Consider the following 16,795-nt stretch of genomic DNA (forward strand, 5'->3'; position numbering starts at 1 on the left):
TAAGCATCGGCGTATTTGCATAACTGATATGCGTTATTGACCGTTGTTGAATAATGAGGCTGCAGGTAATTATTAGTCATCGGGTTCACTCCTCCTCCCAGAACCCGATGCGGGATACGGCACTCCTCCTCCCAGCCGTATTCAAGATCAGGCCGCGCATCCTCCTCCCGCGCGGCCTTTTTCTTTTTCTACTCTTCCCAACATCCCGATCAGTTAACAGTGCGTCGCTACATCGCCCCATGGGCAAGTGTGACAATGTAAACTATCTCTCGTGCAACTTCATATTTGCGGCGATTGTTTCTGTCTGAGAGACTTGCCGCAACGAAACGCGGGAGATTGCATCATGACCAGTGGCATCCACCACCTCACGCTGATTACGCGCAAGGTTCAAGCCAATGTCGACTTCTATGCTGGCTTTCTGGGTCTGCGCCTTGTCAAACAGACGGGCGGTTTTGAAGATGCCGAACAGTTGCACCTGTTTTATGGGGACCGTTCTGGCACGCCGGGATCGCTGATCACGTTTCTTGTCTGGGAAGATGGTGCAAAGGGGCGTGTCGGTCATGGACAGGTAAGCGAAATCGCACTTGCTATTGACCGCACATCCGTCGGATTCTGGCTGGAGCGGGCATTGCGACATCACGTCCAGTCTGAAGGTCCGGTGCAGGAATTTGGCGAACCCGTTCTGCGCCTGCGTGATCCGGATGGTGTTATCGTCAAGCTGGTAGGCAGCGATCTGGCGGCCAATGACGCATGGGCCTCAGGCGATATTCCTGCGGACCATGCGGTACGGCGGATACGCGGGGCAACCATTTTGTCCGAGGCGCCAGAGCAGACGGTTGGCTTCATCGAACGCTATTTCGGTTTCCGCGCTCAGGCAAAAGAAGGCACCATTGATCGTCTGGTTTCAGATTCAGGCGATGCGATTGACGTGCGCGATGCTAGTGGCTTTTGGCCAGGTATTCCCGGAACGGGCATTGCCGACCATGTGGCATTTCGTGCGGCTACAACGGATGATGTGACAACGCTGGAGAAGCAACTTTCAAAGCTCAATTCGAGTGAAGTCAACGTGCATGATCGTAAATACTTCACGTCACTCTATGTTCGTGAGCCGGGTGGAACCTTGTTTGAATTTGCCACCGATGCCCCGGGATTCACCTTGGATGAGCCGGTGGACACACTGGGGCAGGTTCTGTTCGTACCGCCCGGTAATGAACAGCGGGCTGATGCGATCCGAGCTCGGATGCCGCAATTTGGTTTGCCGGGTGAGGAACGGGTGATCTATCGCGATCTGCCTTTTGTGCATCGAATCCATCAGCCGTCAGATCCGGATGGCAGTACACTGATCCTGTTGCACGGCACAGGTGGCAACGAAAACGATCTCATGCCGCTTGCTCGTCTGGCCGCACCACGGGCAACGCTTCTCGGAGTTCGTGGGCGCAGTACGGAAGAGGGTATTCAGCGCTGGTTTCGTCGCTTCGATTTGAAGCGGTTCGATCAGCAGGATATTCGGTTCGAGGCAGAGGCCTTTGCAGCTTTTATTGAAGGTGCAATTGCTGCCTACGGCATCGATCCTGAGCGGACGGCATTTGTTGGTAATTCCAACGGCGCCAACCTGCTTGCGGCCTTCATGCGGCTTCATCCGCATATCGTGCGTAAAGCCGTATTGCTGCGGGCAACGGATGTTCTGGAAGAACAGCCAGTCGCTGACCTTTCAGATGCGGCGGTCCTGCTGCTCAATGGGATTGGCGATCCGTTCGGCGATGCATCCGGCAAGCTGGAACAGGCTATTCGGGCCGATGGCGCGGATATTGATGTCCGCTCCGCTGAAGGTGGTCATGGTCTGACGGATGAAGACGTTCGCCTGACCGGCGAATGGTTGCAGCAAAAGCTCTGACCGTTGTGCACTGAACAAGAAAAGGCCGCCGGATTTCTCCGGCGGCCCTTTTTGTAGGTTTAATCGAGTGGCTTTAAGCCCTTTTCAATCGCTTGACGTTTTCCTTCAAGGAAAGGTGGCAGCGATAAGCTTTCTCCGAGACTTTCCAGTGGTTCATCAACCGCAAAGCCCGGACCGTCTGTTGCGATTTCAAACAACACGCCATTCGGTTCACGGAAGTAGAGCGAGCGGAAGTAATAGCGCTCGACCTCACCGCTGGATGGGATGCGAAGCGCCCGCAGACGATCTACCCATTCCTGCATGGTTTCCTGATCCGGGGTGCGGAATGCAACGTGATGCACGGCACCTGCGCCCTGACCGGCAGGTGACAGGTTGGGTTGCACGGCGATATGCAGTTCTGCACCGGCACCACCAGCACCCATTTCAAACACGTGGACATGGCCTTCGCCATCGGGCGAAGCATAGTCTCCGGCTTCACGCATGTTCATTACCTTTTCCAGCACGATTTTCGTAGGCGCCAAATCAGGAACGCTCAGAGTGATGGGGCCAAGCCCGCGTATCTGCTGTGTAGCGGGAACGGGACTTTTCTCCCAACTATGTGCCGCACCGAGACCGCCATCGTCTGTCAAGCGAAGGCGCTGGCCTTCCGGGTCCTCGAAGTCGAGAACAGCACGGCCGGCAATTTCAAAAATATCGCCGGTCTCAACACCCTTTTCATTGAGATGTTTGCGCCACCAGTCGAGGCTTTCAACACCATTCACGCGCAATCCTGTCCGTGAAACGCTGTGTGTGCCGCGTCGTTCGCGCTGTGCCGGCCAGTCAAAGAAGGTGATGTCGGTTCCGGGTGAGGCCAGCCCATCGGCGTAAAACAGATGGTAGGCACTTGTATCATCCTGATTGACGGTTTTTTTGACCAGGCGAAGTCCGAGCGTGTCGGTGTAGAAGCGCCGGTTGCCAGGTGCATCTGCGGTGATGGCTGTCAGATGGTGCAACCCTGTGAGTTGCGGGGTAAGGTCTGAAGTCATTTTATGTCCTCCTGCGCAAAAGCGGAGTTGCCCGCGCTGTTGGTTTCAATATTGGGCAGAGGAGCTGTGTGGAAAAGTGCCCGTTACGGAAACAGTGTGTAACCGAGAAGCCGCAGCAGCGCGATGTTTCCACAGGTCTCGACAATTAGGGCTTGGCTTATCGTCTCAGGTAAAGAATATATTAACCGCGCGCTTCGCCTTGAATCGGGCGTTTTTAGGGTTTGTGTCTTGTCGGGAGAGTTGGGTTTTGCGAAGCATCATTCGTCGTACTGCCCCGGCATTGCTTGTCTGCCTGACCCTTATCGTCGGCTGCGCCAGCCGTCCTGACGGCGTACTCATTCCTGTTGCAGAAAGTGTTCCCGGCGCATCAAAGGTCGATCTTCTCGTGGCGACCACCCGTGCACCATCCGGCAATCCCGGGACATTGTTCTCTGGTGAACGTGATCAACAAGTCAGCCTGACGGAGATTATGGTCTCCATCCCGCCGGAAAAGAACCGCAAGGTGGGTGAAGTCCAGTGGCCCAAAAAGCTGCCAGCCAATCCGCTGAAGGATTTTACAACCGTCGAAGTCAAGGCGATCAACACCGAAACCGGTGCGCGCCAGTGGCTCAATCATAGCCTACCGAAATCCCGTCGAGTCATGGTTTTCGTCCATGGCTTCAACAATACTTATGAGGATTCGGTCTATCGTTTCGCGCAGATTGTGCATGATTCTGGTGCCGATGTTGCACCGGTCATCTTTACATGGCCGTCTCGCGGCAGCGTGTTCGATTATAATTATGACAAGGAAAGCACGAATTATTCGCGTGATGCGCTGGAAATGACTCTGCGCAAAATCGCCGATGACCCACGTGTGAAAGATATTACTGTCATGGCCCATTCTATGGGCAGCTGGCTGACGGTTGAGGCGCTGCGCCAGATGGCGATCCGCGATAAGCGCGTTAATCCGAAGATTACTGATGTCATTCTCGCGTCGCCTGATCTCGACGTGGATGTTTTCAATCAGCAGTTCCGCGCCATGGGCAAAGACCATCCGCGTTTCACATTGTTCACCTCACGTGATGACCGCGCGCTCCGAGCGTCCCGCTTCATCTCCGGTAATGTTGATCGACTGGGCCAGATCGACCCTTCGGTCGAACCCTATCGTTCGCAGCTTGAAGAAGCAGGAATCACGGTCATCGACCTCACGCAGCTTAAAGCTGGCGATAGACTCAACCACGGCAAATTCGCTTCAAGTCCGGAAGTCGTTCAGCTGATCGGCAAACGTCTCGTCACGGGTCAGACCATCACCGATTCTGACATCGGTCTGGGCGAACGGTTGGGTGCAGTTGCGCTTGGTACAGCACAAGGCGTGGGTAGTGCGGCTTCTCTGGTGGTCAGTGCACCGATTGCAGTTTTTGACCCGAATACCCGCAGAACCTATAATGAGCAGATCGATCGGTTTGGCCGAACTGTCGGCAACACTGTGAGTGGCACTGTAGGGAACTGATGCATCGCGCCTTCAGGTATTCATTAGCGAAAGCGCCGTTGTCATATGTGAGGGCGCGCTGTAGGACTAGTGGATTGAATTTGACGTTTGAATCCCGACTGACACAGTTGCTGTTTCAAATGTCAAATTCGAAAAATCCATTAGATTCATAAACTTGCTAGTGGCCTTCAGAATTTCGACATTTGCTCAACGCTAGTAGTTGAGGGATGCAAATGTCGGACTAAGACCACTAGCGACCAAATCTGGTTGTTGGCAGGGAGACCCTCATGCAGATCGTCCATACGATTGCAGAATTGCGCCATGCACTTGGAATTGCGCGCAAGAGTGGAAAGCACATCGGCCTCGTGCCGACGATGGGTTATCTTCACAAAGGGCATCTCGAACTTGTTCGCCGCTCTCGCGAAGAGAATGACGTGACTGTGGTGTCGATTTTCGTCAATCCGCTGCAGTTCGGTGCCAATGAAGATCTCGACAAATATCCACGCGATCTCGAACGCGATGCAAATCTGCTTCGCAATGCGCAGGTCGATTTCCTCTTTGCGCCCGCCGTGTCCGAGATGTACCCACGCCCGATGCAGACGGTGGTCGACGTACCTGCGCTTGGCAACCAAATGGAAGGCGAGGCGCGTCCCGGTCACTTTGCAGGTGTCGCTACAGTGGTCAGCAAGCTGTTCAATATCGTTGGTTCCGACGCTGCCTATTTTGGCGAGAAGGATTTCCAGCAGCTTGTCATCATACGTCGGATGGTTGAGGACATGGCCATTCCGGTGCGTGTGGTCGGTGTTGAAACCGTGCGGGAAGATGATGGGCTCGCCTGTTCATCGCGGAATGTTTATCTGACGGCGGAACAGCGCGACGCTGCAATCATTGTGCCGAAGGCACTGGATGAAGCTGAGCGTCTTTATCGTTCAGGCATTGATGACCCGGAGGCGTTTGAAGCCGCGATTCGTGCTTTCATCGAGACAGAATCTCTGGCCACACCCGAAGTGGTAGCACTTCGCGATCCCACAACACTGGAGCGTCTGGCCTCTGTGCAGGGGAAGCCTCTGCTCGTGGCTCTGTTTGTGCGGCTGGGCACAACGCGCCTTCTCGATAATCGGGTGATTGCGCATTTGGCGCAGGAAAAGGCAGCCTGAAATGAGCGCGACCGTTAAAAAGAAGCGCCTTTCGCCCAAGGCGATTGAAGCGATGAAGGGCGAGCGCCCGATTGTCAGCCTCACCGCCTACACGACACCCATCGCGCGGCTGCTCGATCCACATTGCGATCTGCTGCTGGTGGGCGATTCCCTTGGCATGGTTCTTTATGGGATGGATTCGACCCTTGGCGTTACGCTCGGCATGATGATTGCGCACGGGCAAGCGGTGATGCGTGGCGTTGATCATGCTTGCGTTATCGTTGATATGCCGTTCGGTTCTTATCAGGAATCGAAGGAACAGGCGTTCCGTAATGCCGCGCGCATTATGCAGGAAACAGGCTGCGACGGTGTGAAGCTCGAGGGCGGCGAGGAGATGTCGGAAACGGTTGCATTCCTCGTCAAACGTGGCATCCCGGTCTTTGGTCATGTCGGACTGATGCCGCAGCAAGTGAATACGGTCGGTGGGTTTCGCTCGATGGGCCGTGGAGATGAAGAGGCCAATCAGATACGTCGCGATGCACTGGCGATTGCAGATGCAGGTGCTTTTGCTTTGGTTATCGAAGGCACATTCGAACCTTTGGCCCGCGAGATCACGGCGGCGCTGAAAATCCCAACAATTGGTATTGGTGCGTCACCGGCCTGCGACGGACAGATCCTTGTTTCAGATGATATGCTGGGACTGTTTCAGGATTTCACGCCGCGTTTTGTCAAGCGCTTTGCTGAGCTTGCACCACAGGTTGAGGGCGCCGCAAAGGCATATGCGGAAGCAGTGCGTGCTCGGTCTTTTCCCGGCCCGGAACACGTATTCGGGATAAAGAAGCAATAGCCTTTGAGGCCTAGAACTTTACTGATTTGAGAAAAAGGTCCTGCACGCCGCGAACCATTTCGGCGCGCTCCACGATGTCTGATCGGATGATGAAGTCGTCAACTGCGCCATGCAGGGCGTGGAAGAGAAGTGTCGCCAATAGTCGTGAATTCTCAATCTTCCAGGCGCCCGCAGCTTTTCCTTCGCTCAGGAGTGTTTCAAGGCGAAGGATAGCCGGGTTTTCCTGCTTTACGTGCCGCATGGGCGGGTGAAAATCATAAAAAACCAGATCGTGCAGGCGATAATTGTCAAGATAGCCTGCGACCCCGGTCGCGGCCCAGGTCGCAAGACGTCCATTCCAGTCGCCGACAGGCACTGCATCCAGTTTTTTGTCGAGGGTCTCGCAATAAGAATTAACAAACTGGTCACGCAGCGCGATCAGCATGTCATCCTTGCTGCGAAAATGCAGATAGAAGGTGCCTTTAGCTACGTCGGCTTTGCGTACAATTTCATCAACGCTTGTAGCGGCAAAGCCTTTTTCCAGAAAGATTGTTTCAGCAGCCGCCATAAGCTCGCTACGGCGTATTTCAGCCGGTTTCGTGCGGGGCTTAGGCTTGGTTGCTGGCAAATCTATGTCTCCAGTTTCGCGCGGATGGCTGCTCTGTCAAAGGCCAGTTGATTGGGACGCACAACTCTTTCTTCGAGCCAATGCAGTGCCGCATCCACATTTGAGAATGTGCCTGCTGGTACGCGAAACAGCTTTTCCGCGTCCATACGACTTGCTTCCTCATACACGGATTCTGGCACGATGCTAACCATCGCCATGACCTGATTACGGATGCGTTCCGCATTTTGCTGAAACCATTGCTTGATCTCACGCGGCGCGCCCTCTGGATGAAGGAGAGATGCCTCGTCAAGAAAGTAACGGATGGCAATGAAGGGCTTTCCATCATCCAGCCACCTATTCCAGCTATCAATAAATGCACGTACGTCTTCAATTGTTGACGGGCCTTTGGCAAAGGTGACTACGTAAGGCCATTGCTCGGTATCGTGGAACATAGGATCTCGCTTCTGCCGCAGCAGTTTTGGTGCGCATCCCGAAAAGTGCGAAACGGTTTTCGGGCTGGATGCGCGTTAACTTGGATCGAGCGCATCCCGAAAAGCATGAAGCGGTCTTCGAGGTAGATGCGCGTTAGCAACAAACAATCAGATCGAACCGCGCTCTAAGCGAGCCAGAACACTGATGTTTTGTTCATTGTTGACGGTGGCAACCTGAAAGACCCGCACGCACACTTTAGCTGGCCTCTCAGATTGCTACTTGTAACTGACTGATAGTCAGTCATTGATAAATGCCATGTAAATATGAATATTGCAATCATGTTTTTTGTTGTACGGAATATACGAGTTGGAGCTATGCAGTCCGAAGTCCGAAGTCCGAAGTCCGAAGTCCGAAGTCCGAAGTCCGAAGTCCGAGCTTCGACGCCGTATCGTGCTGATTGAAAAATGGCCTGCTCGCGATTTGCGAACAGGCCTTGGTGTTTCAAATCACTTGTCGACTACAACGCTCTGCCAATAGCGATAAAGCGCTGCAATATCGCCATTTGTCAAAATAGCCATAGCACCCTTCAACTGATCGTCAGACCAGCCCCACCACTGCATTTCAAGCAGCATAGTGACCGCCGCTTCATCAAAACGGGAGCGGATTGTACGGGCAGGATTGCCACCGACAATCGTATAGGGTTCGACATCGCGTGTAACCAATGCACGTGTGCCGATAATTGCGCCATGACCGATCTTCACGCCGGGCATAATGATGGCTTCTGAACCAATCCACACATCATTGCCGATGACTGTATCACCTGAAGGGCTATAGCCATTCGCAGCGCCTGCAAACATGTCCACTTCGGACATGAAGAAGAAAGGGAAGGTGCTGATCCAGTCGTGTCGATGGCCCTGATTGCCTGCCATGATAAAGGCAGCACCTGATCCAATGGAGCAGAAGCTGCCGATGATGAGCTTGTCTGCTCCTTCATCGGGCAAGAGAAAACGAGCGCAATCATCGAAGCTATGGCCATGATAATAACCAGAATAATAGCTGTAGCGCCCAACAATAATATTGGAGTTTGTGACCTGTTTGTCGAGCGTGATGCCCTTGAAGGGGCTTTCAAAGAAATTTTTCATGAGAGTACTCACTGCATCCAGCATTTCCAGCAAAACGATGTCGCGATCTTGCGTTTGGATAATGCGTGAAAAGCTGATGTGATCAGCATTTGTTCGGTCACACATGTGCAAACGAACGCTCCGCGAGCAACCAACGGGCCACTCACGTTCATGCTCCGAGTGTTCAAACTCTTGTTTAAATCACTGGAGCGCGATGCAGGGGATACTCGAACAGTTTATCATGAGAGGCAGTTTAATGCTGACCCGGGGAAAAGCCAAGCAGGCAAAGATCTAGTTTTTCTTTTCGAGGGCCTCACTGAAAAAAGCAGTGATTTCAGCGTTGATACGCGCATGAAGTGCCGTTCGATCTATTTCAGGGTCATCAGTGCAAAGCGCAGGAGCCGCTTGCGTAAGCGCATCTGAACAAGGAGCGAGGAAGGTGAAGTGAGCTGCTTTTTCAATTATCTGCAAGCGCACTTGGGGTAATGCGCGAGTGAGTGCCATGGCATTGTCGTCCGGGGACAATTCTTCATCATGATCACCGACATAAACCAGCGCAGGCGCTCTCACCGACTTCAGGCTATCGGGCGAAAACACGACGCTTAGCGGTGCCAGGAAGACATAAGTGCTGATACGCGCGTCGGCTTGTGGTTGGAGGTCAGGACGATCAACTCTGATCTTGCCTTTAGCCTCACAAACACTGTGATCTTCTGGTCGTTTGGCGCAATAGTCTTCAAGGCGCGAAAGATCTGGCTTGGCGCCCGCGAGAATAAGACCGGTTGTTCCACCCGCCGAGAAGCCGACAAATGCGATACGGTTTTTGTCGATGTGAGGGCCAAGGACAGGGTCTTCGAGTGCTGTCGTGATTGCCGCTGAAATCTGCATGGGGCGGCCATAAATTGAACTGACCGCACCGACCCGGCTCGAATCCTGAAAGTTATCACCGGCATGGGTTACGCTGATAACGACATAACCATTAAGAGCAAGGAAGGCGGCAAGATCGTGATGCCCCCACATGCTACCCATTGTGCCATGGGATAGCACGATCAATGGATGACGGCCTTCTCCGATCGGTGCTTTATTTGATGTTTGGACCCTATAAGGTCCGATCTTAATGCCATCTGTTGCCACTGTGCTCGGATAGAATGTCACGGCTTCCATCGGACGGTTGTCGATTGGATCAATAACGGTGAGTTTTCTGATGCCGCTGCCATTGAAGGTGCTTGCGCTTGCGAGCGGTGCGAAGAAAAGCAAAGCGGTGAAGAGGGCGAATAATCTCAGCAACATTTTGGAGTACTCAAAGAGGCAAATGAGCTGCAGACAGTAATTTGTTTTCCCAATAAAAAAAGGGAGGCGTAAGGCCTCCCTTTTTGTTCCGGTATTCGGTCGCTTATTTCTCGACGAAAGCCTTTTCGATCACAAAGTGACCTGCTTCGCTCTGGCTACCTTCTTCTAGGCCCAGACCTTCGAGAATCTGACGCATGTCGGCAAGCATTTCCGGGCTGCCACAGAGCATCATGCGGTCGTCTTGCTCAGAGAATTTCGGCAGACCAAGATCCTCAAAAATCTTGCCCGAGCTGATCAGGTCGGTGAGGCGGCCCTTGTTGCGGAAGTCTTCACGCGTCACAGTTGGATAGTAAATGAGCTTTTCGCGCACCATCTCGCCGAGGAATTCATCTTCCGGCAATTGCTTGGTGATGAGATCGGCATAGGCAAGCTCATTCACTTCGCGCACGCCATGAACCAGAATGATTTTCTTGTAGCGCTCGTAGGCTTCCAGATCGCGGATGATCGAAAGGAACGGCGCAAGACCTGTGCCTGTCGAAAGCAGCCACAGATTGTCGCCTGGAATAAGATTATCATAGAGCAAAGTCCCAACCGGCTTTTTACCGACGAGAATCTTGTCGCCCTCTTTCAGGTGCTGCAGACGGGAAGTCAGTGGACCTTCCTGCACCTTGATCGAGAAAAATTCGAGCTGTTCATCGTAGACGCTGGAAGCAATCGAATAGGCGCGCAACAGCGGTTTACCGTTCACTTCAAGGCCGATCATGATGAACTGGCCGCTCTGGAAGCGGAAACCCTGGTCACGCGTGGTGCGGAAGGAAAACAGCCTGTCGGTCCAGTGGTGAACGTCAAGAACGGTTTCCTGATTAAAATTGCTGCTCATCTTCGGAACTGTCTCTATTTCGCTTTTCACGGTGCTCACTTCCAAAGAAGCGAACGACTTCTGTCGCAATCTGGGCATAGCAATCATGGGGGATCGCGTCAGGCTGCCTTGCGTGCTTCGCTCATCTGCTCAATCCGTCGAACAGCATGAGCGCTGGGTGGCTTCCGCGACTTCGTGATTGGCTGGGCTGTTGGTGAAAATTCACTGCAAGTCCGGCCGACGATTACGGAAATCGGAATAATGCTTATGCGTCCCGACATCAAGGGTTAAAGCATGTCTCCTAAAAGTCGAAACGGGTTTTGGGAGACATGCGTTAGAATAATGAGGCAGCACTCGTCGCGCAATTAAATCGAATTCAAACGCAGCCTCAAGGAATTGCGTTCTAATCGCTGCGGCTTCCGGAGTATGTTGTGCCTCCGGCAGCAGCTTTTGTGTGTCAGCGTGAGCTGCGAACAAGCGCTATGGCTGAAAGCAGTGCGATGCCTGACAGAACGGAGAAGCCGATGAACAACCAAAGCGCTGCGTTTGCTGTTCCGGCAACGCCGCCGGGATTGCTCAGCCCAGCAAGATTGGCCACCATGCCCGCAAGTGCTGCGCCCATTGCGGTCGTGAAAAGCTGAACGGTTGTAAGCGATGCCGACGCCAGATTCTGGTCCGCCGCATCTGCGCGCTTGAAGATACGTGTAAGCAGATGTGGCCACGTCATACCGACACCAAAGCCGATAACAGCCATTGCAATGCAGATCGGCAGTAGATTGTACCAATGGCCTTCACTGCCCGGAGGGACGAGAACTGCAAGCGTTACCATGCCAACAATGCCCATAACCGGAGCTGCCAGTATAACGCGGTTCACGCGGGCACCGGATACACCGGATGAGCCGATAGAGCCCAATGTCCAGCTTCCGCCCATAAGCGCCGCAAGATAGCCTGCCACCAGCGGCGACTGGTTGTGCAACACCTGAAAAAACAGCGGTACGAAGACTTCAGAACTCGTAACTGATGCGCCGAGAAAACCCATTGTCAGATAAAGCGCGCCAAGACGGCTGATGCTGAATGTGCCTTTGGGCAAAATGCGTTTGGTTGCTTTCTTTTCTACAACGACCAGCAAAAGCAGTACAGCAAATGCGATTGCAACACCGGCAACATTCCAGAATGTGCTTGCGGAAATACTCGCAGCCGAAACGATCAGCACGGCAGCCGTCAGCAAAATAAGCTGGGGCCATGCAAGCCTGTCTTTCGTTTCATCATCGCCTGTGCGTTTTGGCAGGATGAGTGTTGCCATCACAGCAAAGATGCCGATCACAGGCACAAGCGACCAGAAGGCTGCACGCCAAACACCAAGTTCAGCGAAAATGCCACCAACAGCAGGACCAACGAGCGTTGCGACGCCCCACATACCAGAGACGAGCGCGATAGCACGCGGCCAGAGCGATTCGTTAAAGACGATGCGGATCATGGCGTATGAGAGTGCGAGCATCATGCCGCCGCCGAGCCCTTGCACGACGCGGCCTGCAAGCATGGCAGGCATGGATGGTGCCAAGCCACAGGCGAGTGTTCCGGCAGCAAAAATGATCGCGGCCACGAGATAGGCATTGCGCGGACCGGCTTGCGAAAGGAGTTTCGGTACGAGTGCCGAGCCGAGAATCGATGCCGTTACAAACAGCGCCGTGTTCCAGGCATAATAATCCATGCCGCCGATATCGGCGACGACGGTTGGTAATATGGTTGTTGCAATGAAAACATTGATGGCGTGGAGTGCTACGCCGCCCACGAGCGTCAGCGAACGGATCGCATTTTTGCCCGCGAACAATTCTCCCCAGCCTGCGGTAGCCCCTGCTGCTGCAGTGGCGGCTGGATTATCGGTCTGCATTTCTTCCCTGGTCCTATCTCGCATTTCAGTGGCGGGTTGATGCCCGCCGACCGCACGCGTTGACCGACCTTATAAAATGCTTTTTTGATCTTCGGAATGGGGGATGAAGTAAAACGGCTTCACTAAAAGTTCAAAGGGGTTCAAATCTCGCGGAAAAACTCTATATGAAGCTGAGAATTACAGAATCCGCTGCCGCGTCGGAGATTTTTTCTCTAAACGTCTGTGGCGGATTTGTGTTTCTGTCACAAGCTTCCTATAAGCCTGTACGAATAACGGCCTTTAGAGTGTATTCCGAAAAGTGCGAAGCGGTTTTCGGGTTAAATACGCGTCCAGACCCAAACAACGTGCCCGCCAGCCTAGCTGGACAGGCCATATTTCCCCAATGACGACCCGGAACGCTCATGATCCAGACGCCATACTACCTGATCGACAAGACCAAGCTGAAGCGCAACATGGAAAAAGTTGCCTATGTGCGCGAGAAATCGGGCGCGAAGGCTCTGCTTGCGCTGAAATGCTTTGCCACATGGTCGGTGTTTGATTTGATGAGCGAATATATGGACGGCACGACGTCTTCTTCGCTGAACGAAGTGCGCCTTGGTCATGAGAGATTCGGCGGCGAAACCCATGCTTACAGCGTGGCCTATGCCGATCACGAGATTGATGAAGTCATCAGCCACGCCGACAAGATCATCTTCAATTCGATTGGTCAGTTCGAACGTTTTGCTGACAAGGCAGCGCATATCAAGCGCGGCCTGCGGCTGAACCCGGGCATTTCCTCGTCGAGCTTTGATCTTGCTGACCCGGCGCGTCCGTTCAGCCGTCTTGGCGAATGGGATGTTGCGAAGGTTGAAAAGGTCATGGACCGCGTCACCGGCTTCATGATCCATAACAATTGTGAAAATTCCGATTTCGGTCTTTTCGACAAGATGCTGACCGATATTGAAGAGAAGTTCGGCTCGCTTCTGCACCGTGTTGAATGGGTCAGCCTTGGCGGCGGCATCCACTTCACCGGAGACGATTATCCGGTCGATGAATTTTGCGCGCGCCTGAAGGCATTCTCGGAAAAATTTAGCGTGCAGGTTTATCTGGAGCCGGGCGAAGCATCAATCACCAGGACCACGACGCTGGAAGTGACGGTTCTCGATACACTTTATAACGGCAAGAACCTCGCGATCGTCGATAGCTCGATTGAAGCGCATATGCTTGACCTGCTGATCTATCGCGAAAAGGCGAAGATGGCGCCCAACGATGGCGAGCACAGCTATATGATCTGCGGCAAGTCCTGCCTTGCAGGTGATATTTTCGGTGAGTTCAATTTCGACAAGCCGCTGGCCATTGGCGACCGCCTCTCATTCGAAGATGCGGCTGGTTATACGATGGTCAAGAAAAACTGGTTTAATGGCGTGAAAATGCCTGCCATTGCCGTGCGTGAACTCGACGGCACGGTCAAACTTGTCCGCGAATTCGATTATGCGGATTTCGAGGGTTCGCTCTCCTGAACCCTGCGTCGCAGCATTCATCAGCGACGTGAAGCAGAAGCATTTCCTGCAAAACTGCGAAGAGGTTTTGTCAGGGATGATGCGGATAGCAAAGATTTAAACGGTTTCGCGGCTGAGAGCACCGGGGAACGAGAAACAGATGGCGGGTGACCGCTGGAAGAGGAAGCATCGACAGAAAATGAAGAAGAACGTTCTCATTATCGGCGCCGGGGGCGTGGCACAGGTTGTTGCACATAAGTGTGCACAAAACTCTGACATATTGGGCGATATCCATATTGCGTCCCGCACGGTTGAGAAATGCCGCAAGATTATCGATAGCGTGCATGAAAAGAAGAGCCTCAAGACTGAGGTGAAACTGGAAGCGCATGCGCTGGACGCTCTGGATGTGGAAGCCACAAAGGCACTGATCCAGAAAACAGGCGTTCAGATCGTCATCAATGTCGGCTCGGCCTTCCTCAATATGTCGGTCCTTCGCGCCTGTATCGATACGGGCGTGGCTTATATGGATACCGCGATCCACGAAGACCCGAAGAAGATCTGCGAAACCCCGCCGTGGTATGGCAACTACGAATGGAAGCATCTCAAAGAATGCGAAGAGAAGGGCATCACCGCCATTCTCGGCATTGGGTTTGATCCGGGCGTAGTCAATGCCTATGCACGTCTGGCTGCTGACGATTATCTTGATGAAGTCAAATCCATCGATATCGTTGATATCAATGCTGGTTCGCATGGCCGCTGGTTCTCGACCAATTTCGACCCGGAAATCAATTTCCGCGAATTTACCGGCACGGTTTATTCCTGGCAGGGTGGTGATTGGCAGTCGAACAAGATGTTCGAAGTCGGCCACACCTTCGATCTGCCTGTCGTTGGCCCGAACAAGGCCTATATGACCGGCCATGATGAAGTGCATTCGCTGGCGAAGAACTATCCGAACGCCGATGTGCGTTTCTGGATGGGCTTTGGCGATCACTACATCAACGTCTTTACGGTGCTGAACAATCTCGGCCTCCTGTCCGAACAGCCGGTCAAGACCGCTGAAGGTCTGGAAGTTGTGCCGCTCAAGGTGGTCAAGGCTGTTCTGCCTGATCCCTCGTCACTTGCACCAGATTACACCGGCAAAACCTGCATTGGCGATTTCGTCAAGGGTTTGAAGGACGGCAAGGAGAAGGAAGTCTTCATCTACAACGTTGCCGATCACAAGGATGCTTACAACGAAGTGGGTTCGCAGGGCATTTCCTATACTGCGGGCGTTCCTCCGGTTGCAGCGGCGATCCTGATCGCTTCGGGCGAATGGGATGTGAAGAAGATGGTCAATGTGGAAGAGCTTAATCCGAAGCCTTTCCTCAACATCCTCAACCATATCGGCCTGCCATCGCGCATCAAGGACGAAGACGGTGACCGCGCTCTCGATTTTGCGTAATCGTGATTTGAATGAATAAAGAAAACCCCGCTCAGGCGGGGTTTTTTGTTGTGTGCCTTGTTCTGCCTCCCCTCCAACCTCATCCAGAGGAGGCCCGCAGGGCCGTCTCGAAGGGCTGAGGTTGGTGGCACTATTCCGGCATATTCGGCCAGGTGTCTGACAGACGATACCCACCCGGAAACGGGTCGCTTGGATCGAGCATGAGTTGCGATGTGCCTGTCACCCATGCACGACCAGAAATGATCGGGCTGATGGCGGGTTTACCGCCAAGCTCAAGAACTTTATCCAGCCTGCAGTGAAATTCCGTGCCAAGTACGGATTTGCCGATAAATCGTTCCCCGACCTTCATCTGGCCTTTTGCGTGCAGCACGGCCATACGCGCCGAACAGCCGGTGCCGGTTGGTGAGCGATCAAGCTTGGCCGGACGAATGGCAACGGTGTTTACGCCGGTCAGTAAATCGCCCTCGCGTTTTACCGGCTCGGTGATCTGGCAAAAGGAAATGTGGTTCCAATCTTTTTCCGGATGGCGGAAACCGAGCTGTTCATTGGCCGCTTTTGTGATTTTTACACCAATCTCGGCCAGTTCCCGCGCCTGGCCGGGGTCGATCTTCATGCCAATCTGAGCCGCATCCACAATAACAAAACTATCGCCGCCATAGGCTGTATCGACAGTTATGGTGCCAAGTCCTGCGACTTCCAATGAAGCATCCAGCCGATCTGCAAAGGATGGCACGTTGCGCACGCTAATGCGCTCGGCCTTGCCGTTGCGACATTCGGCTTCCACCTCAATAATACCGCCCGGCGCTTCCAGAACCATGCGCGTTATTGGCTCCTGCATCGGGATGATGCCGCTATCAAGCAGGACAGTGGAGACACAGATCGAATTTGAGCCTGACATGGGTGGCGTATCGGCCGGCTCCATGATGATGAAACCCATCTGCGCACGCGGGTCTTTCGGGGGCACCAGCAAATTGACGTGGCGAAACACGCCGCCGCGCGGCTCGTTTAAAACGAAATTACGCAAGGTCTCGTCACCGGCGATGAAACGCGACTGTTCCCACACAGTTTCACCCGGAGGAGGGGCCACGCCACCGACGATAACATCACCGACTTCACCTTCCGCGTGACAGCCGACGATATGGATGACCTTGGTGCTTCGCATGATTTCCCTCGCAAAATTGCATCCCCATCATTCCTAGATACTCAGATGTTATGGTCAACTGTTCTGCGGACAGGAAAGTGCATTTTTGCGACACGGCAGAAAATTGATTTCTCTGCATGTCAGGAGGAGAGAATTTACTTTCCGACACGTGTTGCTTCTTTAAGCAAG

At 53.4% G+C, this 16,795-nt stretch carries 14 protein-coding genes; 6 read left to right on the plus strand and 8 right to left on the minus strand.

The features are described from left to right. Nucleotides 1-343: 343 nt before the first annotated feature. Nucleotides 344-1,894: a VOC family protein gene (locus tag CEV32_RS20345; protein ID WP_094578897.1), complete on the plus strand. Its 1,551-nt coding sequence runs from the start codon at nucleotides 344-346 to the stop codon at nucleotides 1,892-1,894. A 59-nt stretch (nucleotides 1,895-1,953) separates the two neighbouring features. Here the strand turns inward: CEV32_RS20345 and CEV32_RS20350 are convergent, their stop codons facing one another. Then, nucleotides 1,954-2,919 carry a ring-cleaving dioxygenase gene (locus CEV32_RS20350; protein ID WP_094578898.1) on the minus strand — a complete coding sequence of 322 codons (966 nt, stop codon included), beginning with the start codon at nucleotides 2,917-2,919 and terminating at the stop codon, nucleotides 1,954-1,956. Between the two features lie 247 nt (nucleotides 2,920-3,166). On the opposite strand from CEV32_RS20350, the gene CEV32_RS20355 reads away from it, so the two are divergent. From CEV32_RS20355 to panB, 3 genes are all read left to right on the plus strand, one after another. Then, complete coding sequence (locus CEV32_RS20355; protein ID WP_094578899.1) at nucleotides 3,167-4,408, plus strand: alpha/beta hydrolase; 1,242 nt, start codon at nucleotides 3,167-3,169, stop codon at nucleotides 4,406-4,408. Between the two features lie 266 nt (nucleotides 4,409-4,674). After that, nucleotides 4,675-5,544, plus strand: coding sequence for a pantoate--beta-alanine ligase (gene panC, locus CEV32_RS20360; RefSeq protein ID WP_094578900.1), 870 nt, complete (start codon nucleotides 4,675-4,677; stop codon nucleotides 5,542-5,544). Between the two features lies 1 nt (nucleotide 5,545). After that, on the plus strand, nucleotides 5,546-6,370 hold the full coding sequence (gene panB, locus CEV32_RS20365; protein ID WP_094578901.1) for a 3-methyl-2-oxobutanoate hydroxymethyltransferase: 825 nt from the start codon (nucleotides 5,546-5,548) through the stop codon (nucleotides 6,368-6,370). A 10-nt stretch (nucleotides 6,371-6,380) separates the two neighbouring features. Here the strand turns inward: panB and CEV32_RS20370 are convergent, their stop codons facing one another. The 6 genes from CEV32_RS20370 to CEV32_RS20395 all read right to left on the minus strand — a co-directional run bounded on the left by CEV32_RS20370 (nucleotide 6,381) and on the right by CEV32_RS20395 (nucleotide 12,546). After that, nucleotides 6,381-6,977 carry a TetR/AcrR family transcriptional regulator gene (locus CEV32_RS20370; RefSeq protein WP_235818850.1) on the minus strand — a complete coding sequence of 199 codons (597 nt, stop codon included), beginning with the start codon at nucleotides 6,975-6,977 and terminating at the stop codon, nucleotides 6,381-6,383. A 2-nt stretch (nucleotides 6,978-6,979) separates the two neighbouring features. Beyond that, the gene (locus tag CEV32_RS20375) at nucleotides 6,980-7,408 is read right to left on the minus strand and encodes a hypothetical protein (protein WP_094578902.1); all 429 of its coding nucleotides are present in this window, start codon (nucleotides 7,406-7,408) and stop codon (nucleotides 6,980-6,982) included. A gap of 486 nt (nucleotides 7,409-7,894) precedes the next feature. Next, entirely contained in the window at nucleotides 7,895-8,530 is a 636-nt protein-coding gene (gene catB, locus CEV32_RS20380) for a type B chloramphenicol O-acetyltransferase (protein WP_094579200.1), read from the minus strand. A 270-nt stretch (nucleotides 8,531-8,800) separates the two neighbouring features. Continuing rightward, a complete protein-coding gene (locus tag CEV32_RS20385; protein WP_094578903.1) occupies nucleotides 8,801-9,796 on the minus strand; it encodes an alpha/beta hydrolase family protein in 996 nt (331 codons plus the stop codon). Between the two features lie 103 nt (nucleotides 9,797-9,899). After that, on the minus strand, nucleotides 9,900-10,676 hold the full coding sequence (locus CEV32_RS20390; protein WP_094578904.1) for a ferredoxin--NADP reductase: 777 nt from the start codon (nucleotides 10,674-10,676) through the stop codon (nucleotides 9,900-9,902). Between the two features lie 436 nt (nucleotides 10,677-11,112). Then, nucleotides 11,113-12,546, minus strand: coding sequence for an MFS transporter (locus CEV32_RS20395; RefSeq protein WP_094578905.1), 1,434 nt, complete (start codon nucleotides 12,544-12,546; stop codon nucleotides 11,113-11,115). 401 nt (nucleotides 12,547-12,947) lie between these two features. Here CEV32_RS20395 and nspC point away from each other — a divergent pair, with 401 nt between their 5' ends. Together nspC and CEV32_RS20410 are read left to right on the plus strand one after the other, a co-directional pair. Further along, on the plus strand, nucleotides 12,948-14,045 hold the full coding sequence (nspC, locus tag CEV32_RS20405; RefSeq protein ID WP_094578907.1) for a carboxynorspermidine decarboxylase: 1,098 nt from the start codon (nucleotides 12,948-12,950) through the stop codon (nucleotides 14,043-14,045). A 178-nt stretch (nucleotides 14,046-14,223) separates the two neighbouring features. Next, the gene (locus tag CEV32_RS20410; RefSeq protein ID WP_094578908.1) at nucleotides 14,224-15,465 is read left to right on the plus strand and encodes a saccharopine dehydrogenase family protein; all 1,242 of its coding nucleotides are present in this window, start codon (nucleotides 14,224-14,226) and stop codon (nucleotides 15,463-15,465) included. 130 nt (nucleotides 15,466-15,595) lie between these two features. Here the strand turns inward: CEV32_RS20410 and CEV32_RS20415 are convergent, their stop codons facing one another. Further along, entirely contained in the window at nucleotides 15,596-16,627 is a 1,032-nt protein-coding gene (locus CEV32_RS20415; RefSeq protein WP_094578909.1) for a trans-3-hydroxy-L-proline dehydratase, read from the minus strand. Nucleotides 16,628-16,795 lie beyond the last annotated feature (168 nt).

The organism is Brucella rhizosphaerae (assembly GCF_002252475.1).
Classification (GTDB): Bacteria; Pseudomonadota; Alphaproteobacteria; order Rhizobiales; family Rhizobiaceae; genus Brucella; species Brucella rhizosphaerae.

Bases quoted from the DNA above. Each gene is read 5' to 3' on its own strand.
- CEV32_RS20345 (WP_094578897.1), top strand. From the start codon at position 344: ATGACCAGTGGCATCCACCACCTCACGCTGATTACGCGCAAGGTTCAA.
- CEV32_RS20350 (WP_094578898.1), bottom strand. From the start codon at position 2,919: ATGACTTCAGACCTTACCCCGCAACTCACAGGGTTGCACCATCTGACA.
- panC (WP_094578900.1), top strand. From the start codon at position 4,675: ATGCAGATCGTCCATACGATTGCAGAATTGCGCCATGCACTTGGAATT.
- panB (WP_094578901.1), top strand. From the start codon at position 5,546: ATGAGCGCGACCGTTAAAAAGAAGCGCCTTTCGCCCAAGGCGATTGAA.
- CEV32_RS20375 (WP_094578902.1), bottom strand. From the start codon at position 7,408: ATGTTCCACGATACCGAGCAATGGCCTTACGTAGTCACCTTTGCCAAA.
- catB (WP_094579200.1), bottom strand. From the start codon at position 8,530: ATGAAAAATTTCTTTGAAAGCCCCTTCAAGGGCATCACGCTCGACAAA.
- CEV32_RS20385 (WP_094578903.1), bottom strand. From the start codon at position 9,796: ATGTTGCTGAGATTATTCGCCCTCTTCACCGCTTTGCTTTTCTTCGCA.
- CEV32_RS20390 (WP_094578904.1), bottom strand. From the start codon at position 10,676: ATGAGCAGCAATTTTAATCAGGAAACCGTTCTTGACGTTCACCACTGG.
- CEV32_RS20395 (WP_094578905.1), bottom strand. From the start codon at position 12,546: ATGCAGACCGATAATCCAGCCGCCACTGCAGCAGCAGGGGCTACCGCA.
- nspC (WP_094578907.1), top strand. From the start codon at position 12,948: ATGATCCAGACGCCATACTACCTGATCGACAAGACCAAGCTGAAGCGC.
- CEV32_RS20410 (WP_094578908.1), top strand. From the start codon at position 14,224: ATGAAGAAGAACGTTCTCATTATCGGCGCCGGGGGCGTGGCACAGGTT.
- CEV32_RS20415 (WP_094578909.1), bottom strand. From the start codon at position 16,627: ATGCGAAGCACCAAGGTCATCCATATCGTCGGCTGTCACGCGGAAGGT.